This is a genomic window from Streptomyces tyrfis (genome assembly GCF_037034285.1).
Taxonomy (GTDB): Bacteria; Actinomycetota; Actinomycetes; order Streptomycetales; family Streptomycetaceae; genus Streptomyces.
The window spans coordinates 1-25,990 of the sequence record NZ_JBAGJZ010000020.1 but is presented as its reverse complement, the minus strand read 5'-3'; the positions used below and the strand labels follow the sequence as shown (position 1 = coordinate 25,990).

31 protein-coding genes are annotated in these 25,990 nt (G+C 70.7%); 28 read left to right on the top strand and 3 right to left on the bottom strand.

Annotated features, from left to right (window positions below):
* Positions 1 to 5: 5 nt before the first annotated feature.
* From WA762_RS17165 to WA762_RS17050, 24 genes are all read left to right on the top strand, one after another.
* Complete coding sequence (locus WA762_RS17165) at positions 6 to 332, top strand: hypothetical protein (RefSeq protein WP_335936628.1); 327 nt, start codon at positions 6 to 8, stop codon at positions 330 to 332.
* Positions 332 to 1,699, top strand: a complete 1,368-nt coding sequence (locus WA762_RS17160) for a phage portal protein (protein ID WP_335936627.1) — start codon at positions 332 to 334, stop codon at positions 1,697 to 1,699. The genes WA762_RS17165 and WA762_RS17160 overlap by 1 nt, the downstream gene beginning before the upstream one ends.
* A 3-nt stretch (positions 1,700 to 1,702) precedes the next feature.
* Entirely contained in the window at positions 1,703 to 2,398 is a 696-nt protein-coding gene (locus tag WA762_RS17155) for a hypothetical protein (protein ID WP_335936626.1), read from the top strand.
* A gap of 22 nt (positions 2,399 to 2,420) precedes the next feature.
* Positions 2,421 to 3,284 (top strand): HK97 family phage prohead protease, encoded by an 864-nt coding sequence (locus WA762_RS17150; protein ID WP_335936625.1) that lies wholly within the window; start codon positions 2,421 to 2,423, stop codon positions 3,282 to 3,284.
* A 194-nt stretch (positions 3,285 to 3,478) separates the two neighbouring features.
* Complete coding sequence (locus WA762_RS17145; RefSeq protein ID WP_335936624.1) at positions 3,479 to 4,708, top strand: phage major capsid protein; 1,230 nt, start codon at positions 3,479 to 3,481, stop codon at positions 4,706 to 4,708.
* A gap of 88 nt (positions 4,709 to 4,796) precedes the next feature.
* Positions 4,797 to 5,063, top strand: a complete 267-nt coding sequence (locus WA762_RS17140) for a hypothetical protein (RefSeq protein WP_335936623.1) — start codon at positions 4,797 to 4,799, stop codon at positions 5,061 to 5,063.
* 45 nt (positions 5,064 to 5,108) lie between these two features.
* Positions 5,109 to 5,663: a hypothetical protein gene (locus tag WA762_RS17135; RefSeq protein ID WP_335936622.1), complete on the top strand. Its 555-nt coding sequence runs from the start codon at positions 5,109 to 5,111 to the stop codon at positions 5,661 to 5,663.
* Positions 5,663 to 5,989, top strand: a complete 327-nt coding sequence (locus tag WA762_RS17130) for a hypothetical protein (protein WP_335936621.1) — start codon at positions 5,663 to 5,665, stop codon at positions 5,987 to 5,989. The genes WA762_RS17135 and WA762_RS17130 overlap by 1 nt, the downstream gene beginning before the upstream one ends.
* Positions 5,990 to 6,017: 28 nt before the next feature.
* A complete protein-coding gene (locus WA762_RS17125) occupies positions 6,018 to 6,395 on the top strand; it encodes a hypothetical protein (protein WP_335936620.1) in 378 nt (125 codons plus the stop codon).
* A gap of 66 nt (positions 6,396 to 6,461) precedes the next feature.
* The gene (locus WA762_RS17120) at positions 6,462 to 7,112 is read left to right on the top strand and encodes a phage tail tube protein (RefSeq protein WP_335936619.1); all 651 of its coding nucleotides are present in this window, start codon (positions 6,462 to 6,464) and stop codon (positions 7,110 to 7,112) included.
* Between the two features lie 85 nt (positions 7,113 to 7,197).
* Positions 7,198 to 7,383, top strand: a complete 186-nt coding sequence (locus WA762_RS17115; protein ID WP_335936618.1) for a hypothetical protein — start codon at positions 7,198 to 7,200, stop codon at positions 7,381 to 7,383.
* Positions 7,384 to 7,488: 105 nt separating this feature from the next.
* Entirely contained in the window at positions 7,489 to 8,172 is a 684-nt protein-coding gene (locus WA762_RS17110) for a hypothetical protein (protein ID WP_335936617.1), read from the top strand.
* Positions 8,169 to 8,441 (top strand): hypothetical protein, encoded by a 273-nt coding sequence (locus tag WA762_RS17105; protein WP_335936616.1) that lies wholly within the window; start codon positions 8,169 to 8,171, stop codon positions 8,439 to 8,441. The genes WA762_RS17110 and WA762_RS17105 overlap by 4 nt, the downstream gene beginning before the upstream one ends.
* A 26-nt stretch (positions 8,442 to 8,467) precedes the next feature.
* The gene (locus WA762_RS17100; RefSeq protein WP_335936615.1) at positions 8,468 to 8,881 is read left to right on the top strand and encodes a hypothetical protein; all 414 of its coding nucleotides are present in this window, start codon (positions 8,468 to 8,470) and stop codon (positions 8,879 to 8,881) included.
* Positions 8,882 to 9,000: 119 nt separating this feature from the next.
* Positions 9,001 to 12,873 (top strand): phage tail tape measure protein, encoded by a 3,873-nt coding sequence (locus tag WA762_RS17095; RefSeq protein WP_335936614.1) that lies wholly within the window; start codon positions 9,001 to 9,003, stop codon positions 12,871 to 12,873.
* Complete coding sequence (locus WA762_RS17090; protein ID WP_335936613.1) at positions 12,874 to 13,866, top strand: phage tail family protein; 993 nt, start codon at positions 12,874 to 12,876, stop codon at positions 13,864 to 13,866.
* Between the two features lie 25 nt (positions 13,867 to 13,891).
* A complete protein-coding gene (locus tag WA762_RS17085; RefSeq protein WP_335936612.1) occupies positions 13,892 to 15,055 on the top strand; it encodes a siphovirus ReqiPepy6 Gp37-like family protein in 1,164 nt (387 codons plus the stop codon).
* A gap of 14 nt (positions 15,056 to 15,069) precedes the next feature.
* Positions 15,070 to 16,008, top strand: a complete 939-nt coding sequence (locus WA762_RS17080; RefSeq protein WP_335936611.1) for a hypothetical protein — start codon at positions 15,070 to 15,072, stop codon at positions 16,006 to 16,008.
* A complete protein-coding gene (locus WA762_RS17075) occupies positions 16,008 to 17,399 on the top strand; it encodes a type 2 periplasmic-binding domain-containing protein (protein ID WP_335936610.1) in 1,392 nt (463 codons plus the stop codon). Before WA762_RS17080 ends, WA762_RS17075 begins: the two co-directional genes overlap by 1 nt.
* A gap of 68 nt (positions 17,400 to 17,467) precedes the next feature.
* Positions 17,468 to 18,430 (top strand): N-acetylmuramoyl-L-alanine amidase, encoded by a 963-nt coding sequence (locus WA762_RS17070; RefSeq protein WP_335936609.1) that lies wholly within the window; start codon positions 17,468 to 17,470, stop codon positions 18,428 to 18,430.
* A gap of 6 nt (positions 18,431 to 18,436) precedes the next feature.
* On the top strand, positions 18,437 to 18,670 hold the full coding sequence (locus tag WA762_RS17065) for a hypothetical protein (RefSeq protein ID WP_335936608.1): 234 nt from the start codon (positions 18,437 to 18,439) through the stop codon (positions 18,668 to 18,670).
* On the top strand, positions 18,670 to 19,029 hold the full coding sequence (locus WA762_RS17060) for a hypothetical protein (RefSeq protein ID WP_335936607.1): 360 nt from the start codon (positions 18,670 to 18,672) through the stop codon (positions 19,027 to 19,029). Before WA762_RS17065 ends, WA762_RS17060 begins: the two co-directional genes overlap by 1 nt.
* A gap of 589 nt (positions 19,030 to 19,618) precedes the next feature.
* Positions 19,619 to 20,089 carry a hypothetical protein gene (locus WA762_RS17055; protein ID WP_335936606.1) on the top strand — a complete coding sequence of 157 codons (471 nt, stop codon included), beginning with the start codon at positions 19,619 to 19,621 and terminating at the stop codon, positions 20,087 to 20,089.
* The gene (locus WA762_RS17050; RefSeq protein ID WP_335936605.1) at positions 20,076 to 20,495 is read left to right on the top strand and encodes a hypothetical protein; all 420 of its coding nucleotides are present in this window, start codon (positions 20,076 to 20,078) and stop codon (positions 20,493 to 20,495) included. Before WA762_RS17055 ends, WA762_RS17050 begins: the two co-directional genes overlap by 14 nt.
* A 59-nt stretch (positions 20,496 to 20,554) precedes the next feature.
* Here WA762_RS17050 and WA762_RS17045 read toward each other — a convergent pair whose 3' ends face one another.
* Entirely contained in the window at positions 20,555 to 20,983 is a 429-nt protein-coding gene (locus WA762_RS17045) for a hypothetical protein (protein ID WP_335936604.1), read from the bottom strand.
* A 161-nt stretch (positions 20,984 to 21,144) separates the two neighbouring features.
* On the bottom strand, positions 21,145 to 21,654 hold the full coding sequence (locus tag WA762_RS17040; RefSeq protein WP_335936603.1) for a hypothetical protein: 510 nt from the start codon (positions 21,652 to 21,654) through the stop codon (positions 21,145 to 21,147).
* A 1,023-nt stretch (positions 21,655 to 22,677) separates the two neighbouring features.
* On the opposite strand from WA762_RS17040, the gene WA762_RS17035 reads away from it, so the two are divergent.
* The 4 genes from WA762_RS17035 (at position 22,678) to WA762_RS17020 (ending at position 25,273) form a co-directional block, all read left to right on the top strand.
* Positions 22,678 to 23,910, top strand: a complete 1,233-nt coding sequence (locus WA762_RS17035) for a helix-turn-helix domain-containing protein (RefSeq protein ID WP_335936602.1) — start codon at positions 22,678 to 22,680, stop codon at positions 23,908 to 23,910.
* A gap of 100 nt (positions 23,911 to 24,010) precedes the next feature.
* Positions 24,011 to 24,220, top strand: coding sequence for a hypothetical protein (locus WA762_RS17030; protein WP_335936601.1), 210 nt, complete (start codon positions 24,011 to 24,013; stop codon positions 24,218 to 24,220).
* A gap of 336 nt (positions 24,221 to 24,556) precedes the next feature.
* On the top strand, positions 24,557 to 24,772 hold the full coding sequence (locus WA762_RS17025; protein WP_335936600.1) for a hypothetical protein: 216 nt from the start codon (positions 24,557 to 24,559) through the stop codon (positions 24,770 to 24,772).
* Positions 24,773 to 25,009: 237 nt separating this feature from the next.
* Positions 25,010 to 25,273 (top strand): hypothetical protein, encoded by a 264-nt coding sequence (locus WA762_RS17020; RefSeq protein WP_335936599.1) that lies wholly within the window; start codon positions 25,010 to 25,012, stop codon positions 25,271 to 25,273.
* 278 nt (positions 25,274 to 25,551) lie between these two features.
* Here WA762_RS17020 and WA762_RS17015 read toward each other — a convergent pair.
* The coding region (locus WA762_RS17015; protein WP_335936598.1) for a hypothetical protein at positions 25,552 to 25,990 on the bottom strand (439 nt) is incomplete at its 5' end.

Below are 25,990 nucleotides of genomic sequence, written 5' to 3'. Positions count from 1 at the left end.
TTGCCGTGCATCGTGCGGCTGCTGCCTGCTGCGTCGCAGCGGGCGTGTGGATGCTGACGTCACCGGCCTGGGGCGTGCTCGCCCTGGGCGCGGTGGTGTGGGCCCTGGCGCCGAGGGAGCGGTCCCCGCTCGCCGGGGCCGGTGAGAGCCTGCGCGAGCGGTGGCAGGCCGTGCGCCAGGCGCCGCGATGGTTCGTCGCCGTGACGGCGATGACGGCCGGCACCGTCGGTATTCCGGTCGGGGTGGCGCTCATGGCCGGGACCGGGCCCGCGGTGCTCGCCGGGGCGGCCGCGCTCATCGGCGTGGCGCTCCTCGTCGGCTGGAACGCCTGATGGGCTGGCTCAACGGGACCGGGAGTTCGGCCGCCCCGGAGAGCAAGGCGTCGGTTGGGCCGCAGGCTTTCGGCGTCTTCGGGAACGGCACCATGGAGCCGGACTACCCGGGCCGCGGGTTCCTGTCGTACTCCAACGCCGGGTTCAGCCGGAACGAGCTCGTCTACTCCTGCATCATGGAGAAGGCCACCAGCCTGCCGGAAGCCCCGCTCAGGGTGTACGGGCCGGACGGGCTCGGCGAACCGCGGGACAATCACCCGCTGCGGCAGCTCCTCGCCGACCCGAACCCGCTGCTCACCGAGTACGAGATGTTCGAGCTCCTGGTCATCCACATGGACCTGGCCGGGATCGCGTTCTGGGAGATCGTCCGCGACCGCGCCGGCCGCCCCTCCCAGCTGTGGCCGCTGCGCCCGGACCTGGTCCGGTTCGCCCGGCAGCGCGACGGGCGGCTGCGGTACTGGTACGCCCTGCCCGGCAGTGGAGCCCTGGTCGACCTCGGCACGGACGTGCTCGCGTTCCGGTACCCGAACCCGGTCGACCCGCTGATCGGCCAGCCGCCGCTGCGGCCGGCGGTGCGCGCCGTCGCGCTGGACAACGAGGCGACCGACTTCGTGAAGGTGTTGCTGCAGAACCATGCCGTTCCGGGCGTGGTCATCACCACCCAGCGCAAGGTCGACCAGGAGGTGTCCGACCGGCTGACCGCGAAGTGGAAGCAGAAGTTCGGCGGGAACAAGCGGGGTGAGCCTGCCGTGCTGCAGGCCGGGATGGACGTCAAGACGCTCGGCCTGGACCTCACCAAGCTCGAATTCCCGGACCTGCGGACCATCAGCGAGACGCGGATCTGCTCGGTGTTCGGGGTGCCGCCGATCCTGGTCGGCGCGAAGGCCGGCCTCGACCGGTCGACGTTCGCGAACTACAGCGAAGCGCGGCGATCGTTCTGGGAAGAGACCCTCATGCCGCTGCAGCGGCGCATCGGCGACGTGATCGTGCGGCAGCTGCTGCCCATGGTCAACGAGACCTCGTTCACCACGCCGCGGCGGGTGACGGTGAAGTGGGACCGCTCCGAGGTCCTGGCCCTGCGAGAGAGCGAACAGGCCGTCTGGGAGCGTGCGAATCAGGCCCTGCGCGCGGGGGCGATCACCGTCAACGATTTCCGGCGCATCGTCCGCCTGCCGCTCGTGGACGGCGGAGACGTGTTCCTGCGGCCGGCCGGTGTCCTCCCGGCCCACGCCGACGGCACCCCCGCCGACGGTGCCACCGCCGCCCCGCCCCAGGGCGGCAAGCACACCCATTCGGCCAGGCGCGACGGCGGGGAGACCGACGCGGAGATCACCGACCGGCTGCTCACCGACCTTCTGACGGGGTGATCCATGGCCGCGCCCAAAGTGCCCAAACGGCTGCTGGACGACGCCACGGAGGCCCTGGCCGGGTTCTTCCGCGTACAGGGTGCCGCCATCGCCGCGCACCTTGAGGACGCTGCCACCCGGACGTCGGTGGTGCCCCGCGCGCGGAAGGCGACGTTGGACGAGGTGTTCGACCAGCAGCGGTGGGACCGCGTCCTGGCGCTGGAGATCCTGACCATCGCCCTGGCCGTCTCCGAGACGGCCGGCCGCTCGGTCCTGAAGGGCCTCGGTGTGGACCCCGACGAGTACGACAGCGACCGCACCCGGGCATGGCTGGAGGTGCACGCCTCCGGGGTGGCGGCCGGTATCAACGGGACCACCCGCTACGCGGTCCGCGACGCCCTGGCGGCGGGCGTTGAGCCGGGCAAGGTGCGGGAGCTGTTCGACTCCTACGCGGTCGAGCGGGCCCCGCAGATCGCACAGACCGAGGTGACCGCGGCGCAGGGGTTCGGCACGCACGAGGCCGGCCGCCAGTCCGGGAAGCGACTCACGAAGACGTGGCGCACGGGCCGTAACCCGCGCACGTCCCACGCCCGGCAGAACCTCCAGACCGTGCCCCTGCGCTCGAAGTTCTCCAACGGGGCGCGGTGGCCGGGGGATTCGATCCTGCCGACCCGGGAGCGGGCCCGCTGCAACTGCTCCATGACCATCAACGAGGCGTGAGCCGAGGAAGAGGAGAGACCACATGTCCATTCAGCGGCTCATCACGTCCGTGGAGTGGAAGGCCGCCGACGACGGCACGGACACGGGCACCCTTGAGGGCTACCTGTCCACGTTCGGGAACGTCGACCTCGTAGGCGACGTGATCGAGCGCGGCGCGTTCGCGAAGACGATCAACCGTCTGAACAAGACGGGCGTTCCGCTGCTGGCCGATCACCGGCCGTCCGTGCGGGACGTGCTCGGCACGATCGTGCAGGCGGCCGAGGACGCCCACGGCCTGCGGATCAAGGCCCGATTCGCCTCAGACGCCGACTCGCAGGCGATCCGGCAGAAGCTTCTCGACGGGCACCTCAAGGCGATGTCCATCGGGTACCGGCCCCGTGACTGGGCCTACCGCGAGGAAGCAGACGGCACCAGCGTGCGGGTCCTGAAGGAAGTCGAGCTGCTGGAAGGGTCCGTGGTGGTGTTCCCGGCCAACCCGGAGGCCCTCGTCGGCACGGTGAAGGCCGCCGTGCGGGACACCGTCGACCTGGTGGTCGCCGGTGCGGTGGCGGGCAGCGGCGGGGATAGCCGAGAGCTGAAAGCCGCGCTGCTGCGCGCCGCCCTTACCGACCTCGACCAGGCCGCCACCCTCGACGACGACAAGAACGACGGCCGTGCCCCGAACGACGGCGACGACCAGGCGGCGGCCGCGAAGGACACCAAGGCCGCCGAGGAGCACGGGCCCGACAAGATCAAACGGCTTATGCACCAGTCCGAAAACCTCCTCGCCGGCCTGGACCCGGACGCGGTTGCCGACCCCGCGAAGGTCGCGGGCCTCCTCGCCCGCCTGGACCTGGCGACCACCTGGTCCGACAACCTCACGACCACCGGCGCAGCGACGAGCTGAGCCCACCCGAACCACCCCGTGCGGGGCCCGGACGGCGACGAGCCTCCGAACCACCGCGCGAGCGCACCGATCTGTGACGAGCAGTCGGCCGGCCACCGGAGACACCTGCCGCGTACGGGCGACGAACCCTGTACGGCCCCGCTCCGGCCCCCACCCGAGCCCCACCCCGGGGCAGTTGATCACCAGGAGGAACCATGGCAGCCCACCCCCTGCTCGTCAGGGCCGCGAAGTGCATCGAGCAGGCCCGCGCGCTGAACGACGAGTTCGAGGACAAGACGAAGATGCCGGCGGAGGTCGCCAAGCGCATCGACGTGCTCCTCGGTGAGGCCGCGTCCTGCCGGAAGCAGGTCGACCGCGAGGCCAAGATGAAGGACCTCGACGCCTACCTGCACGAACCGGACTACAAGCACGACATGTCCACCGGCGACGGCGCGGGCGCGCTCTCCGCGGCGGGGGTCGAGAAGGTGTTCACCACCGACCGCGAACGCAAGGAAGCGCAGCAGAAGGCGTTCCTGACGTACGTCCGCAAGGGGTACGTACCGGCGGAGCAGAAGGCCGACCTCGTGGAGAACGGTGACGGCGAGCTGCTGGTGCCGGCGGACTACGTGGGCACCATCCTTCAGGACCTGCCGAACACCGCCGTGCTGCGCCCGCTGGCGTTCATCCGGCCGACCAGCTCCAACCGGGCCGAGGTCGGCGTCGTCCAGGTCGCCTCAGCGGGCTGGGGGAAGCTGGAGACCGGCGACACGGTGGCCGACGGGCTCGGAGGTGCCCCGGAGAAGGAGACCATCCGCGTCTGGGACCTGAACGCCCTGGTGAAGATCGGCGTGGACGAGCTCGACGACGCGGACGGGGACCTGGAGGCCGTCATCCGCAACGCGCTCTCCGCGCGGATCGCGGAGATGGAGGACTTCGCGTTCGCCGCCGGGCTCGGGGACGCGAGCAAGCAGCCCACCGGCGTCACGGCGGACACCTCCATCACCCAGTCGATCACCGCCGCTCAGCCGGGCGTGATGACGCCCGACGAGCTGAAGGCACTTCAGTACGAGGTGCCGCAGTGGGCCCGCAAGAACGGCGTGTACGTCGGGTCCACCTCCGCCGAACGGGAGATCGCGCTCCTGAAGGACGCGGAGGGCCGCTACCTCCTGCAGCCCAACGCCGCCGCCGGGGAGCCGCCGACGCTCTTCGGGTACCGCTGGTACACCTGCGACGGCATGCCCGACGTGAGCGACGGCACCACCCCGGCGAAGGCCGCCGTGTTCGGCGACTGGCGGCAGGGCTACATGGTCGCCGACCGGCGCCGCCTGACCGTGCAGCGCCTCGAGGAGCGGTACGCGACCGAGGGCAAGGTCGGACTCCTGTTCCGCCACCGCGTCGGCGGCGGCGTCATCCGCCCCCGCGCGTTCGCCTTCTACGAGGTCTGACCGGGCCTCCTCGGTCCGCAGGGCACCGGCTGCCCGGTGTCCTGCGGACCGGCCGCGACCCCTAACCCTGCCCAAGGAGGACCACCCGATGCGTGTGCGGATGATCCGCAACGTCGGCACGGGCCACCGTGCTGGCCGCAGCTACGACATCCCGGACGAGGCGGCCCGCGGCTACATCGACCGCGGCCTCGCCGAACCCGAGCCCAACGACTCCGGCACCGCCCCGACGCCCCCGCCCCCGGCGGCCGCCGGGCCCGAGCCCGCCCCGGCCGCGCAGCCCGCGCCACCGGCCCGGGCCCCGCGCGGCCGCCGCAGCAAGACGGTGGCCAAGGACACCCCGCAGAAGGAGACGTGATGTACGTCGACCCGGCCACCCGCACCGAACAGGTAAGGGGGACCCGTGGATGCGTTCGCCACCGTCGACGAGCTACGTACCTACCTCGGTGACCCCGACCTCGACGACGCCCGCGCCCAGCTGCTGCTGGACGTGGTCTCCGACGAGATCCGCTCCGCGCTCGGCTGGCACATCACCGAGCAGAAGGACGTCACCGTGGTGGTGGACGGCAGCGGCGACGAGAAGCTGTTGCTGCCCACCCGCTACCTGACGGCGGTGTCCTCGGTGCGCGAGGACCATCGGGAGCTGTCCGGGGACGACTACCTCGTCTACCGGACCGGCTACCTCACCCGGGTCGTGTCCGGGTTCCCGATCGACTGGACGTGCCGCCCGCAAGGCGTCACCGTGACGTTCGACCACGGCTACGCCGACGGCGCGGTGCCGGGAGCATTCCGCGCCGTGACGCTGGAGACGGTTGGCCGCGCGTGGGACAACCCCGCCGGAGGGCTGAAGTCGCGAACGGTCGGCCGCGTCGCTCTCACGTACGCGGACGCCCGGGCGGCCGTGGGGCCGATCGACGACCCGCGCCTGGACGTCTACCGGCTCCCGGAGGGGTTCTGATGGCGCGGCTCGGCGGACACACCGCCACCATCATCCGGCCGCCCGGCCAGGACCAGTTCGGGGACCCGCTGCCCGGCCCCGGCACCGAGACGACCGTGTCGGGCACGTCCATGCAGCCCGGGACGACCAGCGAGCGGCTCGATGACCGCGACACCGTCACCGCCGACTGGGCGTGGTTCGTCCCTCCGGGCACGGACATCCGCCCGACCGACCAGGTCCGGTTCCGCGGCGAGCTGTACGAGGTCGACGGCGCACCGCAGCCGTGGGACGACGAGAACGGCCGACCCCACCACCTCGAAGTGCAGCTGCGCCGCGTCACCGGCTGACCCGACCCGACACCGAGGGAGGTGAGCCATGGCGGACCTCGCCCTGTTCCCGGACATCGAGGACCTCCTGGTCCAAGCCCTCGCCGATCTCAGCCGGACCGGCACCGTCTACCCACCCGGCCTGGAGGGCCGGTTGCCGTTCACCCGGGTTCGTCGGATCGGGGGCGGCGACGACCGCCGCACCGACACCGCCCTCGTCGAGGTGGAGACCGCAGCCGCCACCCGCGCGCAGGCGTGGCAGGTGGCCCGGCAGGTACAGCAGCGGCTCATCTCCGGCCCGCTCCGTGTGCCCGGGGCCGGCGTGATGGACCGCGCCGTCACCGACGTCGGCCTCCGGGGTGTGCTGCACGACAACCCGGCGGTGCGGTGCGTGCTCGCGACGTACCGGGTCAGCGCCCGCCGCTGACCGCCCGCCCCTTTCCGGCCCCGCACACGGCGGGGCGCCGTTCCCCGCACGAAGAAGGAGACGGGTATGCCCGCGTGGGAGACCCTCAAGAAGCACCAGAACGAGCTCATCCGCAAGCAGCTCGAAGGCAGCGTGTTCATCGCGCCGATTACCGCCTCCGCGATCACCACGCTCACCGGCCCGGACAAGTCGCTGCTCGCCCTGCCCGAGGGGTACAACGACCTCGGCTGGCTCAGCGACGACGGCGCGCAGTTCTCCGGCGACGTGACCACGTCCGACGTCACCAGCTGGGGCGCGGTCGAGCCGACCCGCCGGGACATCACCGCGGACGTGACCACGCTGCAGGTCACCCTGCAGGAGACCAACAAGCACACGCTCGGCCTGTACACCGGGGTCGACATGAGCGCGGTGGAGCCCGACGAGGAGTCCGGCGAGGTCGCCATCTCCAAGCCCGACCGGCCGCCGCTGCGCTTCTGGCGGGTGCTGACGATCGGCGTGGACATGGGCGACGAGGGCGAGATCTACACCGCCCGGTTCCTGCCCCGCGCGTCCGTGACCGACAAGGGCGACCAGGCATTCAACAACGGCGACGACCCGACGGTGTACCCGGTCACCCTCACTGGCTACCTGGACAGCACCCTCGGCTACAGCGAGCGGTTCTTCTTCGGCGGCCCGGGCTGGTCCGCGCTCCTGGCCAAGGCGGGATTCGCCTCCTGACCCCGTGGCGGCCGGCAGACCATGGGCGGGCGCCGGCCGCCACGGTTCCACCCTCACCCGCCCATGACCACCCTCGGGAGATCTGATGGAACCTGTTGAATACGTCAGCCCGTCCGGCAGCAGTCGGCAGGTGGTGACCACGCCGGTGCTCGCCGTGCGGCTGCGCGCCGCCGGATGGCGGCCGCGCGCGGAGATCACCCGCGCGAACACCCCGCCCGCGCCCGCGCCCGCGGCCGTGGCCGCTACGCCGCGCGGCACCGCCAAGTCCTGATCGGCCATGTCGTTGAGCCTCGACGCTCTCGAGCGGGACGGCGCCGCGCCGCCGTTCGCTGTGACCGTGGCGGGGGCCCGCTACGCCTTGGCCGACCCTCGGACGGTGCCCTGGCGCGACATCGTCGCCCTGGGCGGCGACATCGACCGCGACGTGCGCACCCTGCTCGGAGACCAGGCCGCCGCTTTCCGCCGGCACCCGGTGCCGGTGTGGAAGCTGCGCCGCCTGGTCGCCGAGTGGGTGGCGCACTACGGGCTCGGGGACGCGGCCCGCCTGGTCGCGTTGCTGGAGCGGTACGGCACGGCGATCGAGGCGGACCTGGCCGACCGGCAATGGGACCTCGCCCGGCTGTGGCGCAAGCGGCGGTGGCGGTTCCTGCTCAACCTGGTCGAGCAACTACCCGCCGCCAGCCGCACGATGCTGGCGATGGCCGACGATGACGACCTCATCGCGTCCCTGCCGGAGCCCGAGCCGGGGCCTCCGCCCCTGGCGTCGTGGACGCCGGAGGTCGAGCACCTGGCGCTGATCGCCGACCGGATCGGAGACCTGATCGCCGCCGTCCACAACACCGTCGCGAAGAAGCCGGCCCGGCCGCCGCGCCCGCTGCCGCGCCCGCAGACGGCCCGGGACCGCATCCGGCAGCAGCGGCGGCGTGCCCGGCACCAGCTGATCAAGGACCGGCTCACGGCGGCGCGCACTGCCGGACGCCCCAGCATGGCCGACGCCGCGCATGCCGCCGACGCCACCCATACGGGCATACGCCCCCGCCACCGAGGAGGTACCTCGTGATCACGAACTTCCGGCTGGACCGCGCCGGTATCGCCGCCGTCCTGAAGAGCAACGAGATGCTCGACGCGGTCAACGGCCTGGCCGTCGAGGTCGCCGCGAACGCACGGACCCGGCTCCCGCCGCGCGCGACGGTCACCTTCCGCCCGCACATCACCGACCGGCAGCGGGCCAGCGTCATCGTCCACGGTGCCCGCCCGAGCCCGGCCGCCGTGCTCATCCAGTCCGCGCGCGCCGTGGGCCTCGAGGTCCACGAGTACCCGCCCCAGTAATCCCACCTCAGAGAGGAAGTCCGCCCGTGAGCAACAACCCCCGCCAGTCGAACAGGCCGTCTGGGAGCAACCGGCGTCGGCCCGACGCCCAGCGCCACCATCGGCCGGACAACCAGCCGTTCGACTTCAACCTCGATGCGGTCGAACCGGAACGGGAACTGCGCCCGTTCGTGGTCCAGTTCGGCGGCACCCGGTGGAGCTTTGCCGAACTGCACGAACTGGACTCCTGGGCGCTCCTCGACTCCGCCCGCGAGGGCGAAGTCGGGGCCATGCTCGGCGCGTTCAAGGCCGGGCTCGGCGACCAGTACGAGGACTTCCGCAAGGTCGGGATGCCTCAGTACAAGCTCAAGGCCCTGTTCACGGCCTGGCAGCGGCATTGCGGGCTGAACGAGGACGGCACCCCCATCAGCGACGAGGACGCCGACGACAACGCCGCCTGACAGCCCGGCGGCCGCAGGCGAACCAGTCTGCGGCCGCCGCCCCCGCCCCGCCCCCTCTTCTTCGTGCGCCTGGCCGGTGACCTGGCGCTCGACCCGCACACGAAAGGGGATGAGGGCGCATGTCCACCGTCGGCTACGGCGTACTGCAGATCATCCCGTCCATGCGCGGCATGGACGCCGCGATCCGCCGGCAGCTCGCCGCGCCCGCGGTCCGGCAGGCCGCCACCACCGCCGGACGACAGACCGGCGACAGCTTCGCGTCCGGCCTGTCCGGTGCCGGCAGCAAGGTCAAGAACGCCGGTACCAGCCTGACCACGTTCGTCACCGCACCGGTCGCCGCGCTCGGCATCGGAGTACTGAAGACCGCCGGTGACTTCGAAGCCGGGATGAACAAGGTCAAGGCCGTAAGCGGCGCGACGGGGACCGAGTTCGACCAGCTGCGTGACCAGGCCAAACAGTTGGGCGCGACGACGCAGTTCAGTGCGTCCGAGGCCGCCGACGCCATGGGCTTTCTTGCCATGTCGGGGTTCAAGGCCAAGGACATCACCTCGGCGCTGCCCGGGGTGCTGGACCTGGCCGCGGCCGGCGCGATCGGCCTGGCCGACGCCGCCGACATCGCCTCCAACGTCCTCAGCGGATATGGGTTTCAGGCGGAGGACCTGGGCCGCGTCAACGACATCCTGGCCAAGACGTTCACGTCGACGAACACCGACATGCAGATGCTCGGGGAGTCGTTCAAGTACGTCGGCCCCGTCGCGAAGTCCGCCGGCTTGCAGTTCGAGGAGACCAGCGCGGCGATCGGCCTGCTCGGCAACGCGGGTATCCAGGGCTCCCAGGCCGGTACCACGCTGCGTATGGCCATCGCCCGCCTGGCCAAGCCTCCCAAGGAGGCACAGAAGGCCCTGCAGGCGCTCGGCGTGTCGGTCGTCGACTCCGAGGGCAAGATGCGGCCCCTGGTCGACATTGTCGGACAGCTCGAGAAGACCGGCGCGGACACCGCGCAGATGATGAGCATCTTCGGCGTCGAGGCGGGCCCGGGCATGCAGGCTCTCGTCTCCCAGGGATCCAGCGCCCTGGCCCAGCTGACGAAGGACCTGGAGAACTCCGGCGGGACAGCCGAGCGGATCGCGAAGGTGCAGATGGAGGGCCTCAACGGTTCCCTCAAGGGCCTGCAGTCCGCGGCCGAGGGCCTGGCCCTGGCCATCGCGGACTCCGGGATCCTCGCCTGGGCCACCCAGCTCACCGCCGGTCTGACCGGCCTGGTCTCGAAGCTGTCCGCCGCGGACCCGGCGCTGTTCAGGATCGGGACCGTGGTCGCCCTCGTGGCCGCCACGGCGGGCCCGGCGCTGGCCGCGCTCGGGTTCGGGATCAGCGGCATCGGCACCGCGCTCGGGGCCCTGCTCTCCCCGGTCGGCGCCGTCGTCGCCGGCGTCACGCTCCTCGGCGCGGCAATCGGCATCGCCTACGCCACCAGCCAGCCGTTCCGGGAGTTCGTCAACGGCCTCGTCGGCAGCCTGCGGTCTGGCCTGGTCTGGGCGTTCGACGCCGTGCAGCAGGCCGTCACCACGCGGCTGATGCCCGCCCTCACGGGCCTGTGGGATGCATTCACGACGAAGGTGCTCCCGGCCCTGTCCAGCCTGGCCGCAACCGTCTTGCCGCCGGTGCTGGGCATCTTCCGGGCCCTCGCGGTGACGCTCACCGGTGCCGTCCTGCCCGTCCTGGCGTCCATCGGCGGCGCGCTGCTGTCCTACGTCATCCCGCCCCTGCTGACCGTGACGCAGACCGTGGGCGGCGTGCTGCTCAACGCACTGCTCGGCGTGGTCACCGCGGGCGCCGCCGTCCTGTCCTGGCTACAGGGCATGGGCACCTGGCTCGTGCCTGTCGGCGTCGCGGTCGCCGGGCTCACCCTGGCGCTCACGGCACAGCGCATCCAGGCCACTCTCGTCACCGGGGTGTTCAGCGCCTATAGGACGGCGATCCTCGCGTGGACCGCGGTCCAGCGCGGAGCGACGATCGCCCAGGCCGCGTTCAACGCCGTGACGACCGCCAACCCGATCATGCTGATCATCACGGCGATCGTGGCCCTCGGCGCCGCCCTCGTCGTCGCCTACCAGAAGAGCGAAACGTTCCGGGCCGTGGTCCAGGCCGTGTGGTCGGGGATTCAGACCGGTGCCCTGTTCCTGTGGAACAACGTGCTGAAGCCGGTGTTCGACGGGTTCGTTGCCGTGCTGCAGGCCGTCGCGGCGGCCGCCACCTGGTTGTGGCAGAACGTCCTGTCGCCAGTCTTCGGCTTCATCGGGCAGGCGGCCAAGGTCCTCGGGATCATCCTCGCGATCACCGTGTTCGGGCCGATCATCCTGCTGTTCAAGGCCGTCGCGGCGGTTGCGACCTGGCTTTGGCAGTCCGTCCTCAGCCCGGTGTTCTCGGCGATCGGCGCACTCGCGAAGTGGCTGTGGACCACGGCGTTCAAGCCCGCGTTCGACGCGGTCAAGGCAGCCTTGCAGGTCCTCGGGGCCGCGTTCCAGTGGCTGTACGACAGCGTGATCAAGCCCGTGTTCGCGCGGATCGGCACAGCGGTTTCCCTGTGGTGGAATGGCAACAAGATCATTTTCGCCGCAGTCGTGTCGTTCGTGAGGACCACCCTCGGGCCGGCGTTCAAGTGGCTGTACGACAGCGTGATCAAGCCCGTATGGAACGGGATCAAGACCACGATCAGCACCGTGTGGACGGGTGCCATCAGGCCCGCGTTCGACGCGCTGCGGGCCGCGATCGGCCGGGTGGCCGACGCGTTCCGTATCGCGAAGGACGCCATCGGCAAAGCCTGGGACAAGATCAAGGACGCCACCAAGTCGCCGATCAACTGGGTGCTCAGGGTTGTCTGGAACGAGGGCATCGTCTCGGTCTGGGACAAGATCACCGGGTGGATCCCGGGCGTGCCCAAGCTCGGCAAGCTCAAGATGCTTGCCGCCGGCGGCACGGTGGGCGATGGCTTCGGCCAGCCCGCCACCCCCGGCGTCTACAACCGGCCCACGGCGATCGTCGGCGAAGGCAACCCGGCGCACCCCGAGTTCGTCATCCCGACCGACCCGAAGTTCCGGGGCCGCGCCCTGGCGCTGTGGCGGGCGGCCGGCGGCCAGCTCCTGGCCGACGGCGGCATCATCGGTAGCGCCATCGGCGGGCTGAAAAAGGCCGGAGGTAAGGTCCTCGGCGGCATCAAGGGTGCTGCCGACTTCCTGTCGGACCCGCTCGGGTCGGCCGCCAAGCTCCTCAACCCGCTGCTCGGCAAGGCCAGAGAGCACCTGGGCGGCACGGCGTTCGGGAAGATGGCCCTCGGCCTGCCCACGATGATGATCAAGGGCTTGAAGGACACGGTGAAGAAGGCCGCCGCCAGACTGTTCGGCAGCGGTGGCGGCGGTGCGGGGCCGGTCGGGTCCGGGGTGAAGCGGTGGGCACCGCTCGTCTCCCAGGTCCTGGCCATGCTCGGCGCCCCGGCCTCCGCCCTCGGCGCGGTCCTCACCCGCATGAACATGGAGTCCGGCGGCAACCCGAAGGCCATCAACCTGTGGGACATCAACGCCAAGAACGGCATCCCGTCCAAGGGGCTGATGCAGGTCATCGACCCCACGTTCAACGCCTACGCCGGGCCGATGCGGGGCCGGGGCATCTGGGACCCGCTCGCCAACATCTACGCGGGCCTGAACTACGCGATGCACCGGTACGGGGCCAACTGGACCCGGGTGATGACCCGGCCGGGCGGCTACGACTCCGGCGGGCTGCTGCCGCCCGGGCTGAGCACCGTCTACAACGGCACGAGCAAGCCGGAGCGGGTCCTGACCGATCGGCAGTGGGACGCCATTACCGCGAACACCAACAGCGGTGGCGCCGCCACCAGTTACACGATCAACGCCCGCACCGCTGATTTCACCGTCCGCGACCTGGAGCTGCTGCAGCGCCGCCAGGACGCCCTGGCCAGAGTAGGGAGGCCATGGTAAATGCCCCTGATCACGGCACCGGCCACCACCCCGCCGGACCTCGGAGGGCCCGGCGGGGGCGGCGGAGGTAAACCGGTCCCGTTCCCGGAGATCGGGTTCGCCACCGCCACCTACACCGACCCGTCGGGGACGGTGTGGCCGCTCACCGACACCGAGGCCGGGTGGTTCACCCTCGCCGATGGCGTCACCGGCCTCGGTGCTGCGGAGTACGTGCTGACCAGCGACGCGCAGCCGCGCGGCGGTGCCCGGCTGCGGCACGCCCAGGCGCAGCCGCGCACGATCGTGTGGCCGCTGTACGTGTACGGCGACACGCACATGGAGTTCGTGAAGCGGTGGCGGGCGCTCGCCACCGCGTTCACCCGCACCCTGCGTCCGGGCCCGGACGGGGTCCGGGCGCCGGGGGTGCTGGAGATCTCCCGGCCGGACGGCACCCGCCGCCAGACCCGGGTGTTCTACCAGGAGGGGTTCGAGGGGCAGGGCAAGCAGGGGTACGGGATCACCTCGGACTCCGCGGTGATCACGCTGTGGTGCGAGGACCCGTACTGGACCGATCCCGTCCCCGTCGGCGTGCACCGGGAGACCGGCGTCCTCGACGACTTCCTCGTCCCGTACCCGACGGTGTCAAGCTCACAGGTCCTCGGGGCGACCACCGTGGCCAATCCAGGCGACGTGGTGGTGTGGCCGACGTGGGTGATCACGGGTCCGGCGTCGCTGATCACGTTCACGCACGCCGGGACCGGTGAGGCGTTCAGCCTGAGCCCGGCCGCCGTCGGTCACGGCGCGCTGCTGGAGGGCGAGACCGTCACGGTGTCCACTGACCCGCCCACGGTTCGCGGCCCCGACGGTGCGAACTGGGTCGGTGCCCTGAACTGGCCCTCGGCGGTGCTGTGGGGGCTCGCGCCCGGGCCGAACCAGGTGACGTTCCAGCTCGACGGCTCCGGGCCCGGCTCGGCGGTCGACCTGACGTTCTACCCCCGGCACGAGACCGCCTGACCATGCAGAGAGGGGGTGGTGCTCGGTGGCCGTACAGCTCCTGATCACCAACCGGAACCTGGTCGTGCAGGGAGACCCGCTCACCGGCTGGCGCGACCTCGACGCGACCGCGCGGTTCAACCAGCCCGGGAGCGGCAGCGTGACGCTGACGGCGTATCCGAACGTGATGGCGCAGCTGCAGCCCGGCAACCGGCTGGAGGTGATCCGCGACGGCGCGTATTGGATGGGCGGGCCGATGGAGATCCCGACCGACTACACGTGGTCGATCTCCGACGAAGGAGAGCCGGACCCCGGCCGCGTCACCATCAACTTCAGCGACGACCTCGCCACCGTCGCCGGGTACATCACGTGGCCGGCCCCGGCGAGCGCCTGGACGGCCCAGCCCAACGCGTGGCGGACGCTCGGGCCCGCCACGAGCGAGAGCATCATCCGGCAGCTGGTCACCGAGAACTGTGGCCCGGGCGCGCGCGCCGACCGGCGCATCCCGAACCTCGTCCTCGACGGCGTGACGGGGGCCGGGACGTCGACGAACGTGTCCACCCGGTTCGAACCGCTGCTGGACACCTGCCGCCGCGTCGCGCTCGCCGGTGGCGGCATCGGGTTCCGCACCTGGCGCGACGGCGGGCAGATCCGGTTCGGCTGCTACGCGCCGGCGGACCGTACGGCGACCGCGCGTTTCTCCCAGGGGCTCGGGAACTTGCGCTACCTGGGGTTCAAGCAGTCGGCGCCGACGGTGACGCATGCCCTGGTTGCCGGGTCGGAGCCCGACACCGGGGGACCGGCCAGGAAGTTCGTCGAGGTCGCCGACGCCCCGGCGGCCGGGGCCTGGTGGCGGGTCGAGAAGTACGTTGACAGCTCCGAGGCCGACGACACCAGCGGGGAACTCACCAACGCGGGGAAGGTCGAGCTGGCCGACGGTGCCGCCCCGATCGAGCTGTCGACGATCACGATCGACACCCCCGACCTACGAGCGGGCCGGGACTTCGGGCTCGGTGACCGCGTAACTGTGGCGCTGCCCACCGGCCTTGAGGTCACCGACCTGGTGCGGTCCATTCACCTTCAGGCCAGCCCGGACAGCGGCGAGTACGTCAGCACGCTGATCGGGTCGCCGGAGGCCACCACCGACCCGCAGACCGTGCAGCTCATTCGTACCCTCAGCCGCCGACTCGGCCGGCTCGAAACCAGATAGGAGGACGAGGATTCGTGGCTCAGGAATCGTGGCCGTCCCCGGCCCACAACGGGCGTGCGGTCAACGACGCGGAGTACGAGCAGCTCGCTGCCCGGTTCTCCGACGACGGGGTGTACGGGACCCCGAGAGACGTACCCGTGGTGACGGCCGGAGTCGGGCTGACCGTGGCAATCCGGGCGAACACGATCGCGTCGCTGCGGGGGCACGCCTGGACGTCCGGCACGACCGGCGACTCCCTCACCATCGCCCCGAACAGCAGCGGGTCGGCGCGTACGGACCGGGTGGTCCTGCGGCTCGACCGCACCGACTGGACCGTCCGCGCCGTGGTAAGCCAGGGCACCCCCGGCGCCGGGCTTCCGCCCCTGGTCCAGAGCACCGCCGCGACCGGCGTCTACGAGATCCCGCTGGCGGAGGTCGCCGTGGCCAACGGTGCGACGGCCGTGACGGTCCAGCGCCGCGAGCTGTACGTTGGCACACGGGTTCGGGCGGCCCTCTCCGACGCGCTCCCGCCGACCCCGGCCCGCGGGGACCTGGTCTACCAGGTCGACGCTGCTGTGCTGTCCGTGTGGAACGGGGCCTCCTGGCAGCAGGTATGGGAACCGCGCCGCTCGGTCAACGTCGATGCCACGCTGTCCGGGTGGAGCATCGGGACGCAGTCCGTGCTGGAGGCCAAGGCCGGGACGGTGCACCTGCGCCTCGGCAGCTGGACCCGCACGGCCGGCCGTCTCGACGGATCGACGCAGAGCCGCATGCCGGTCCTGATCCCCGCCCAGTACCGGCACCCCGTGCGCGACCAGTACGTCACCGGGTACGTGTCCGGGCTCCAGGTCTGCCGCCTGACGATCGGGTCCGCCGCGTCCGACCGGCCCGGGCAGGTGTGGCTGACCCAGCACCCCGACATCCCGACCAACACGTCGGTCCTGACCTCCGGAATCTCATGGGTGGTGGCCTGATGGCACGCTTCGACTACGGGCAGGGCATCGCCGACTTCGTGACAACGCCGGCGGACGGCATCTGGATGGTCGCCCCCAATGCCCCGATTACCTTCTGGGACGCCCCCCTCGACGGCGTCCAGCACCTCGACCTCCTCGACGCTGACGGGACCCCGATCACCTCCGTCACCAGCGACGAGCACGGGCAACTCCCGCGCTTCTCCGGCCCCGACGGGGTGGACGGCATGTGGGCGGACGCCGGGGGCGGACGCCGCGCCTGGCTGTACGCGCACACCGGTGGCAAAGGCGAACCCGGCAATCCGGGCGCACACTGGTACTTCGGCAGCAGCCAGCCGGAGGACGCCGGGTTGACGCCGGTGGCGGGCGACCTCTACCTCAACACCGATGACGGCGACCTGTACTTCTACGACGGGGCCACGTGGTCCCTCCAGACGAACCTGCGCGGACCGGCCGGATCGTCCGGGCTCCAGACGGTCAACGGCAAGGGCGCGGACGAAACCGGGAACGTCGACCTGGCTGCGGCCGACCTGGGCGCGATCCCCACCACGGCGGCAGGTTCACCATCCGGTGTCGCGACCCTCGACAGCACCGGCCGGGTACCGGCCGCGCAGCTGCCCGCGACGAGCGGGGGCGGGGTCCAAACCGTCAACGGCAAGGCTCCGGACGGGGCTGGGAACGTCGCCCTGGTCGCCGCCGACGTCAGCGCGGTTGCCATGTCCACGCGGGGCGCGGCGAACGGTGTCGCGACGCTCGACGGCTCGACGCGCCTGCCCGTCGCGCAGATGCCGGCCGCCGTCACCAGGAACACCTGGACCCCGCAGAGCTTGGGGTTTCAGGCGTGGACGTGCGACCCGTACACGGTGGCGAACCCGGTCGCGAAGTTCTTGGCGCCGCAGCGGCTGTATGTGTGCGGCATCAACATCACGGAACCGACGGCGGTCAACAGGGTGGTCATGTTCGCTCGCGGGTACGGCGGCGTCTCGGCCGCACGGTTCGCGGCGGGCATCTACCGCGAGGACGGAACGAAGGTGACCAGCACTGCGTCGCCCGTGAGTCTCGGCGGGGCCGGGCAGACCGCGGGCAGCCCGCCGCAGATGATCAGCAGCCACATCGGGTCGACGGCGATCGCGATGCCGTCGACCGTCACCCTGTCGCCCGGCCGGTACTGGGTGACGTGGGTCCTCACCACGGGGGCCGCGACGGACTACAGCTTCTACCACGTCCAGAACGAAGCGCCGGTCGCCGCCGCGAACTTCTTCTTCGGGACGCCGCCGTTCGCCCGTGCCTGGTACCTCACCTCGCAGTCGAACACCCCGGGCAGCCTCAACCAGGCCGCGGCCGGGGTGCTCACCGACCACGACATTCCGATCATGGCTCTCGCTCTGGCCTGAGATCGCCCGCTACACCGACCGCCCCGCGCCGCACCTGGCCGGGGCTTTCTCTATGCCTGGAGGTACCTATGGCCACCCCCCTGTCCGCCGCCGCCATCCTCACCGCCCTCAAAGCGGAGGGCGTCACCGTGGTCGAGGTCGGCAACTGGCGGACGCACAACCGCCATTCGAAGGGGCCCTGGGGCCCGGTCAACGGCTCGATCGTGCACCACACGGTCACCAAGGGCACGGCGTCCACCGTGGCCATGGTCCGTGACGGGTACGCGTCCCTGCCGGGCCCGCTCTGCCACGGGATGATCGCGAAGGACGGCCGGGTCCACCTGGTTGGCTGGGGCCGCGCGAACCACGCCGGGGGCGGCGACCTCCGCGTCCTGGACCAGGTGATCGCCGAGTCCTACGGGGAGCGGCCGACGCCGCCGACGAAGGGCAACGCGAACGGGGTCGACGGCAACGCCCGGTTCTACGGCTGGGAGTGCGAGAACCTCGGCGACAGCAAGGACCCGTGGCCCAAGGCCCAGTACGACGCCATCGTCCGCGTGCAGGCCGCGATCTGCCGGGCGCACGGCTGGACGGCGAAGTCCGTGATTGGCCATCTGGAGTGGAGCGCCGACAAGATCGACCCGCGCGGCTTCACCATGCCGGACCTCCGGGCCGACGTCGCCGAGCGGCTGCGGCGCCCCGCGAGCTGGAGCCCGGGCCAGACCACTCCGGCGGCCCCGGCGAAGCCGTCCCCGGCCCCGGCCCGGCCGGTCGTCGACCTGGCGAAGCTGGTCGCCGCAGCCCGCCGTGACCCCGCGCAGGCCGGCACACCGGTGAGCTACGCGGGCACTCGGGTCGTCGAAGACGCGCTCGCGGCCGAAGGGCTGCTCGCGAAGAAGTACGCAGACGGGCACTTCGGCAGCGCGACCGTGACCGCGTATGCCGGCTGGCAGCGGCGTCTCGGCTACACCGGCCGGGACGCCGACGGCATACCCGGCAAGACCAGCCTCGCCCGACTGGGCAAGGCCCACGGCTTCGACGTGAAGGGCTGACCGACGATGACGAATCGACTGCTGCTGGACCTCGTCGAGCGCGCGGGCTGGACCGGTGCTCAGGCCGCCCTCGGCCTGGTCGTGGTCGAGCTGGCCGATCTCCCGGCGTGGTGGGCGGCCCCGGCCGCGCTCGCCCTCGCCTCCGCGAAGGGCTGGGTGGCTTCCCGGCTCGGCCGGGAGGGGACGGCGTCCACGCTGCCGGCCACCGCCGACCCGGCGTCGCACAGCCGGGGGGTGTGATGGGCGAAACCGGCGTGCCGGCCGTCGACACGGCGGTGGTGTGGGCGGTCGCCGCGGCGGCGATCGCGGGCGGGGCGGGCCTGGTGTGGCGGGCTACCCGCAGCGCGCGCCGTCTCGCCGTCCGCCTGGACGAGTTCGTGGACGACTGGACCGGGGTGCCCTCACGGCCCGGTGTGCCGGAGCGGCCCGGCGTCATGACCCGCCTTGCCCGCATCGAGCAGCAGGGCGACGAGCACGCCGCCCACCTCGCCCGCATCGACCACGAGCTGCATCCGAACAGCGGGTCGTCGCTCCGGGACGCCGTCGACCGCGTCGACGCCGCCACGCAGCGCCTCGCAGCAGACAGCCACGACAACTGACCCCACGCCCCGCCGCCCGATCAACCGGGCGGCGGGGCGCTTCGTCGTGCTGGACCGAACGAAGGAAGCCGCCTCCCAGTCAGCGCGGCATCTGTCTGGGAGGGCCACTGCCCAAGCATTTCAAGTGCTTGGGCAGCCAACTAGCCTCTGTCATATGCCAATGCCATTCCTGAGTGAATGCACGGATTCTCCGGACACGAACACGCGACGCGGCCTAGTCTCACCATCAGGTGGTGACGCGTCACCCCATGTACGTCTGCCCCTGGTTCATCAGCAACCAGATCAGGAGGTAGATGCGTGGTGGATGAAGAGGCCAAACCGCCGTGGTGGAAGCGTCGGACCCCGAGTTGGGTCCTCGCTTTGTGCTCGTTCCTGACGAACGCAGCTCGACTTACCCTCGAACTGCTCAGGCACTAGCACGGGATCCGTACTCGGGGTCCACCCACTAGCCGGGGGGCGCGCCTAAGCCTCGATCCACCGACCCGTGCCTTGTGGATAACGTCTCGGAGAACGAAGAAGTGCCTTGTGACCTGCGATGTTGGGAGTTCTTCAGGCTTCCAGCACGCACAATCAGCAAGGCACTTCCGAGATGCAAGTTTCCCACACGCGGGCGGCGGTCTCCGCTGTCTTCGATGACGCGAACCTGATCGCGCATGCCGGGCTGGTTCCGGTGATGCGGCTGGCCGAGCAGTGCGGTCTGTCCCGGCTGGTGAGGGAGAAGGTAAGGCTGACCGGGACGAAGAACGGCGCGGGTGCCTCGGCGGACGCCAAGGTCACCGGCATCGTGGGCGGCATGGCCGCAGCGGCGGACAGCATCGACGACCTCGACGTCCTGCGCCACGGTGCGATGCCGACCGTGTTCGAAGGGGTCCGTGCCCCGGCGGGGACAGATCACTGCTTGTGCGCGCCAGTCACTCACAGCGTGACCGTTCCGGACAGCAACAATCACCTTGCTCAGGAAAGCACAGCACTGAACCGAAGTTGCATGGCGGACACCCGGAAGGGATCGTCTTTAGTAGGGGATTGTCCCAGGAAGGAGACAGCCAATGGCCCTGTCTGACACCCTCACTACCCTCGCTGAGCGGGCCAAGGCTGCGGAAGATCACGCTTCCCAGGCCGCCACCCAAAGCCGCGAGCAGTTGCAAGCCGAGGTTGAAAGAGCCCGCGAAGACGCCCAGGCCCAAGCCGCCAAACTCCAAGAGTCGGCGCGCGGCGCGGAAGCGAAGATCTCGCAGTGGTGGGCCGAGATGCAGCAGAATTGGCGCGACCACACGGCCAAGGTGAGCAGCGACATCGAGGCCCGCAAGCGCGAACACGACACGGCTCGCGCGGCCCGCGAGGCCGACCGGGCTGAGGCGGATGCGGTTGCCGCGGTCGAATTCGCGTTGGCCGCCATCGAAGAGGCGGAGTACACGGTCCTCGATGCGCGGCTGGCCCGCATGGAGGCCGATGACAAGGCTCGATGAAGTCGCCGAGTAGGGCGGGCCACTTCTGGATGCCGGGAGTGGCCCGCCTCCTATGCTACTTACTTTTTCCTCCCCGAGGTGTGCGGACCATCGCCCGATCCACTATGCGGCTGAGAACCGGAAGTGCTGACCGACTCCTTGCTGCCGGACCCCGAAGGAACCTGCAGAACCTTCGTGATTTCTGCCGCCAGGGCATTGGCCAGGGCGGGAGCAAGAGCGTTTGCCAGCGCAGTCGCAAGCGCCTGATTGAAGAGGAGTCGTTCGACTTCTGACATGCGCGTCGGCGTCGACAACGAAGCTGTGGTCATTTCGAGCAGAGCCATTACAACTGGATCTTTCCCGTACTCGCTTGCTGTCTTGTGCGGGAGATCCGTTTCTCGCACCATCTCCTCGAAGAGATCATCGATGAATTCTTGCAATGGGTCTCGGTGTGCTTCGTTTCCAGAATCGGCTGTCATGGTACTTTCCTCAGCGGTCAGGTTGTTCATTGGGCGACAGTCAGCCTGCCCTCCGCCTGTTGGTGCAAGCGGAGGGCAAGCCTTTCTGCCAGAGCATTGACACTCTTTTGGCGGCCTTACCGGTGACTCTTCCCCGGCAACTTCACCGCGTAAGCAGGATGTCGAAGTCAGAGCGGAAAGGCGCCGGGGTGTCAACGGTGCATGAGCGCCGCCAGGAGCAGGGGGTTGATGGGAGGCGCCGGCGGGGGCGGCGGGGGCGGCGGAGCCGCAGCAGGACCAGCCGTGAGCGCCGCCAGCAGCAGCGGGCTGATGGGGCCCTCGCCCTGCTCCTTGCGACCGCGGGCGAGCGCCGCCAGCAGCAGCGGGCTGATGGGAGGCGCGGGCGGAGGCGGCGGAGCCGCAGCAGGACCGCCGAGCGCCGCCAGGAGCAGCGGGTTGATGGGAGGCGCCGGCGGGGGCGGCGGAGCCGCAGCAGGACCAGCCGTGAGCGCCGCCAGCAGCAGCGGGCTGATGGGAGGCGCGGGCGGAGGCGGCGGAGCCGCAGCAGGACCGCCGAGCGCCGCCAGCAGCAGCGGGCTGATGGGGCCCTCGCCCTGCTCCTTGCGACCGCGGGCGAGCGCCGCCAGCAGCAGCGGAGTGATGGGAGGTTCGTGGCGCCCTTCGCGGCGAGACATCAGGGCGGCCAGCATGAGGGGGCTCACGCCACCCTCCTCGCCGACTTCCTGCTCGCGCGTAGGGGATTCTGACACCGCAGTCATAGTGACCCTTTCGGTGTGGCGATATACGGGTTCGTTGGTCAGGGGAACTTCACCCCGACATATTCGCCACCTTCACACCATCTGGCGCTGGGCACACCTTGAAGCCCAGCACTCAACGCCTATGGAGTACCGGCCCAGAGGGCCCACATCTCTTGGCGTCTGACCCTCACCTCGGACGACCACGCGGGTGAAGGTTCGATTATTCTGAGCGGTTGAATGGTCAATCTCAGTATTGATTTTGACGCTACCGTGGCCGCTGACACCTGGCCCGTTGATGGTTCTGATACAGGATGGACCGTGTCAGCGCGGCGCCAATTCCTTACCAGCGACGGGCCGGAACGGCAACTGATGGCGGACAGGCATATTGAGGATGTGATGGCATTGGCCAACCATAGGCCCGTCCACCCGCCCGGCCCTTCATTCATCAGCGTCGCGGACCGGGACGCCACCCAAGCCCCGAAGCGGCGGCTAGCTGCTGCTTCGCCTCGCCTTTGGTCCACGCCTGGTCCACACACACTGATCCACAAGGCGGCAAGGCCGGATCAAGGTTGGGACAGCCCCTATGCAGAAAGGGTGCCCCTCACTGCCTCTAAGCCTCGATCCACCGGTCTGATACTCGGGAGGTGTGTGGCGGGAACGTAAGAGCTGCCTCGTGACCTGTGATGATGGGTTTGTCGAAGGCTTCTTCACGCACGACCGGCGAGGCATCTCGTGGGTGAAAGCGTCCCATGCCGTTTTGGTGGTCTCTGTCTGGTTCGGCGGAGCGAATCGGATCGCGGACGAGGGGCTGTCGTCAGCGATTCCTAATCCCGCGTTTGCTGAGCTGCTCCTGCCCGCACCGCACGGGGAGGGGCGGTTTCGTGCGTCCAGAGTCAGCCCGCCATCTTCCGGCCGTTGCACGGCCTCCCCTCAATGCGTCGCCCGCCCGTACGCTGGCGGAACCGCGACGGCAGACGGAGGGGCACCATGAACCACCCCGTATCAGACCTGAGTACTGGCGAGCGAATCCGGGTCCTACGTGAGTCACGAGGCATGACCCGGCCTGTCCTGGCGGAGCTGTGCGGCCGGGGCCCGGACTGGCTCAAGAAGATCGAGACCGGCGAACGAGAGCTTCGCTCCCACACCCTGCTGCTCAAGCTCGCCGCCGCGCTTCAGGTATCCGACCTGTCGGTCATCACCGGCACTGAGACCGGCCCCTCGCAGCCGGTACCGCTCGGCCGCCTCTCTCACCCTGTCATGCCGGACATCTGGGCTGCGGTCATGACACGGAGCCTCGCGGCTCCGGCCGCGGGGCCCACCTCTCCCGCCGTGCTCCAGGGGCGGGCGGATCAGACGTGGCGGCTGTGGCACGCCTCCGCCCGGAATCGAACCGAGGTCGGGTCCCTGCTCCCCACGCTGATCCGCGACGGCGAGACCGCCGTGCGCACGCTCGATGGCGCCGAGCGCCGGGACGCGCTGGTCGCGCTGTCCGACATCTACCGCCTGACCGGGCAGGCGACCGCGTACATCGCCCCGGCCGAGCTGGCGTGGGTGGTGGCCGACCGCGCGCTGTCAGCTGCACAGGATGCCGACCAGCCCGCGGCCATCGCGGCGAGCGCCTGGAACATGGGCAACATCTTGAGAGAGACGTCATACCCGGAGGAGGCGCTGCGCGTCGTCGACGAAGCCGCCGATCTGATCCGCCCCCACCTCGACGGCGCGCCGGACGACTGGCGCGGCATCTACGGGGCGCTTCAGCTTCACGCCGCGGTGACGGCCGCGCGTGAGGGGAGGGAGGGCGATGCTTGGCGGTACTGGGGGAAGGGCGACCAGGTCGCGAAGTCGCTGCCGGCCAGCTACGTGCATCCGTCCACGGTCTTCGGCCGGGCGAACGTCGACTTCCACGCGGTGTCGGTCGATGTTGACTTGCGCAAGGCTGGGCGCGCGCTCGGTGCCGCCGACGATATCGACCCGGACGCCATGCCGTCCCGCGAGCGGCGGGCCAGACTCTGGGTGGAGGTCGCCCGTGGGCATCTTCAGCGCGGGGACCGCACGGCAGCACTGCACGTCATGAAGCTCGCGCACGAGATCGGAGCCGAGACCGTGGCGTTCACCCCGTCCGCCCGTACGGTCGCATCGGACCTGTGGCGCACAGCACCGCGGGCCCTCCGCGGCGAGGCCAGCCGCCTTGCCGCCGCCGTCGGCATCGCCACTGGGTGAGGGGGACGCCCTGGGACAGGGGGACAATCTGTCCCCCTACCTCCTCCGCGAGCCCTCTACCGTGATCGCCCACCAACCGGTCGACGTAGGGGGCTCCTGCATGTCCGTCACGTCCTGGCACGCCTCACCGCAGCGCGCCGCGATGCCGCACAGCGATCCGAGTACGGGCGAGGTGCGCGTTCCGGTCGCGCTGTACTCCCTCGACGAGCTGCAAGCCGAAGTGCCGCTCGTCTTGTCCAGGGCGGAGGCCGAGGCGCTCCGCGACGCCCTGATCATGCTGCTCACCGGCCCGTCCCTCGTGGTGGCGTGATGTCGTCGATGACGCTCAAGGTGTACGAGGTGGACCGGTACGGGCGGACGCGGGTCATCCGGCCGAAGGCCGAGGTGGTTCCGGCGAAGACCGTGTCCCAGTCGAGTGCGCTCCCGCCGTGTGAGTGCGCCCGGTGCCAGGGTGGGCCGCGGTGACCGCCCGCCCGAGGCCGGTCCCGGACCCTGTGGGCTCCGGCTGGTGCCACTGGCACGCTGGCCCGTCCGGAACCGCGGTGCTGATCGAGGTCGTCGAGCAGGGCTCGGGCCCGGGCCACGCCCGCTACGCGTGCGCCCCGTGCCGGGAGCAACGCGGCCTCCGCCCGTACGGCGAGCAGCGGTGACCGCGCCGGCCACCCGACCGCTCCCGGATCCGGGCTCGCTGACGTGGGACCAGGCCGCGGGCCGGGCCTGCGTCTGGTGCAAGAAGCCCCTCACCACCGGCACGGTCCGGGTCGGGATCATCCGCGACCGGCTCGGCGCCCACATCCTCGACACAGAGGTGTGGACCGGACCCTGCTGCGCGGACGGCGGGGCGGACGCCCCGCAGTCCTGAGACTCCCGCTCCGGTGCCCGGTGGGGGCTCATCACCGGAGCGGGCCCGACCCGGCCTCCCCCGCGCTGCCCGTCACCGCGCGGGGGAGGCCGGCACCACCCCCTCGCCGCGCGCACGGCGAGGCGCGCATCCCCCTGCTGCGGTCGGCGGTGAGGGAGTGCGCACGGCGGCCCCGGCCGAGCACCCACCCCCGTGTGCCAGCCGGGGCCGCCGATCCGCCACGAGCGAGAGGACCCCATGCCCCAGGAGATGACGACGTGGCGGGCGCGCGAGATCGCCCGCCCGCACCAGGGGCCGCCCGGCACCGCCGACCCGATCCGCCGGTTCGTGGCCACGGGCGAGATCGCCCCCGCCCTGCTGGCCGAGCTGTGCGATGCCCAGGATGGCCGCTACATCGAGGGCAACCTGGAGGACTGGGACCGCCTCGACGGCCTGATCGAATACGTGCGGGAGGCGGGCCCCCGCCCGGCCGTGCCCGGGTGGCCCTGGGCCGCACCGTGAACGCGCCCCCGGGGCCGCCTCACCCCACGCGGCATCGCCGGCGACCTCAACACGCAGGCGGTACGCCTCGCACCGGTCAACGCCCTGCTGGACAGAGCTGACCAGCCTGCTCGCGCCTGGCGACGCCCTGCACTGAGGAGGACCCACGCCCTTGACGGCAGCGTGCGTCCTCCAGCAGCTCCAGGTCCCGGCCGATCTCGGCGGTGATGGGGGGCCCTCTTTCTCAGCCGCTGAGCGGCCAGCAGCTTCCGGAGAACTGCTTCCGTCAGGGCCACGGATCACCGGCTATCGGCGGACGATCCTGTCGACGGGGAGTCGTACAGGTCGTACGTCTCGATCCCAAGGTCGGTATTGCAGTGAAGTCGGTGGCTGTTTTGCTGGATGGTGCAATGCAAGTCGCTACCCGTCAGCCCCAGCTGCTCTCCCGGCACGCTGATCTCGTTGCCGTGCTGCGTGCCCTGGAACGGCTTAGGGTCGGTCAACGTATCCTCCCACGGGGACGAGTCCGTCTTCCGCTGCTGCACCGTGTAGGTCCCGTCGATGGGACCGTTGTCATCTTGAGACGTCCATCTGAGAACCTCGCGCATGCCAGAGGCAGCAGGGTCATAACCGTAAAAGGTATGACTGACGATCTTGTGGGTTGGCTGTGCCGGCTGTGCCGGCTGGTTATCTCTGCAGCCGGAAAGAACCACCACGGTCATGGCGATGCCAACAGCA

What these genes read in the sequence shown, in the direction of transcription:
- WA762_RS17095 (WP_335936614.1), top strand. Translation starts at nt 9,001, where the DNA reads ATGTCCACCGTCGGCTACGGCGTACTGCAGATCATCCCGTCCATGCGC.
- WA762_RS17155 (WP_335936626.1), top strand. Translation starts at nt 1,703, where the DNA reads ATGGCCGCGCCCAAAGTGCCCAAACGGCTGCTGGACGACGCCACGGAG.
- WA762_RS17160 (WP_335936627.1), top strand. Translation starts at nt 332, where the DNA reads ATGGGCTGGCTCAACGGGACCGGGAGTTCGGCCGCCCCGGAGAGCAAG.
- WA762_RS17125 (WP_335936620.1), top strand. Translation starts at nt 6,018, where the DNA reads ATGGCGGACCTCGCCCTGTTCCCGGACATCGAGGACCTCCTGGTCCAA.
- WA762_RS17145 (WP_335936624.1), top strand. Translation starts at nt 3,479, where the DNA reads ATGGCAGCCCACCCCCTGCTCGTCAGGGCCGCGAAGTGCATCGAGCAG.
- WA762_RS17070 (WP_335936609.1), top strand. Translation starts at nt 17,468, where the DNA reads ATGGCCACCCCCCTGTCCGCCGCCGCCATCCTCACCGCCCTCAAAGCG.
- WA762_RS17130 (WP_335936621.1), top strand. Translation starts at nt 5,663, where the DNA reads ATGGCGCGGCTCGGCGGACACACCGCCACCATCATCCGGCCGCCCGGC.
- WA762_RS17075 (WP_335936610.1), top strand. Translation starts at nt 16,008, where the DNA reads ATGGCACGCTTCGACTACGGGCAGGGCATCGCCGACTTCGTGACAACG.
- WA762_RS17120 (WP_335936619.1), top strand. Translation starts at nt 6,462, where the DNA reads ATGCCCGCGTGGGAGACCCTCAAGAAGCACCAGAACGAGCTCATCCGC.
- WA762_RS17030 (WP_335936601.1), top strand. Translation starts at nt 24,011, where the DNA reads ATGTCCGTCACGTCCTGGCACGCCTCACCGCAGCGCGCCGCGATGCCG.
- WA762_RS17065 (WP_335936608.1), top strand. Translation starts at nt 18,437, where the DNA reads ATGACGAATCGACTGCTGCTGGACCTCGTCGAGCGCGCGGGCTGGACC.
- WA762_RS17150 (WP_335936625.1), top strand. Translation starts at nt 2,421, where the DNA reads ATGTCCATTCAGCGGCTCATCACGTCCGTGGAGTGGAAGGCCGCCGAC.
- WA762_RS17140 (WP_335936623.1), top strand. Translation starts at nt 4,797, where the DNA reads ATGCGTGTGCGGATGATCCGCAACGTCGGCACGGGCCACCGTGCTGGC.
- WA762_RS17045 (WP_335936604.1), bottom strand. Translation starts at nt 20,983, where the DNA reads ATGAACAACCTGACCGCTGAGGAAAGTACCATGACAGCCGATTCTGGA.
- WA762_RS17020 (WP_335936599.1), top strand. Translation starts at nt 25,010, where the DNA reads ATGCCCCAGGAGATGACGACGTGGCGGGCGCGCGAGATCGCCCGCCCG.
- WA762_RS17050 (WP_335936605.1), top strand. Translation starts at nt 20,076, where the DNA reads ATGGCCCTGTCTGACACCCTCACTACCCTCGCTGAGCGGGCCAAGGCT.
- WA762_RS17060 (WP_335936607.1), top strand. Translation starts at nt 18,670, where the DNA reads ATGGGCGAAACCGGCGTGCCGGCCGTCGACACGGCGGTGGTGTGGGCG.
- WA762_RS17035 (WP_335936602.1), top strand. Translation starts at nt 22,678, where the DNA reads ATGAACCACCCCGTATCAGACCTGAGTACTGGCGAGCGAATCCGGGTC.
- WA762_RS17055 (WP_335936606.1), top strand. Translation starts at nt 19,619, where the DNA reads ATGCAAGTTTCCCACACGCGGGCGGCGGTCTCCGCTGTCTTCGATGAC.
- WA762_RS17090 (WP_335936613.1), top strand. Translation starts at nt 12,874, where the DNA reads ATGCCCCTGATCACGGCACCGGCCACCACCCCGCCGGACCTCGGAGGG.
- WA762_RS17115 (WP_335936618.1), top strand. Translation starts at nt 7,198, where the DNA reads ATGGAACCTGTTGAATACGTCAGCCCGTCCGGCAGCAGTCGGCAGGTG.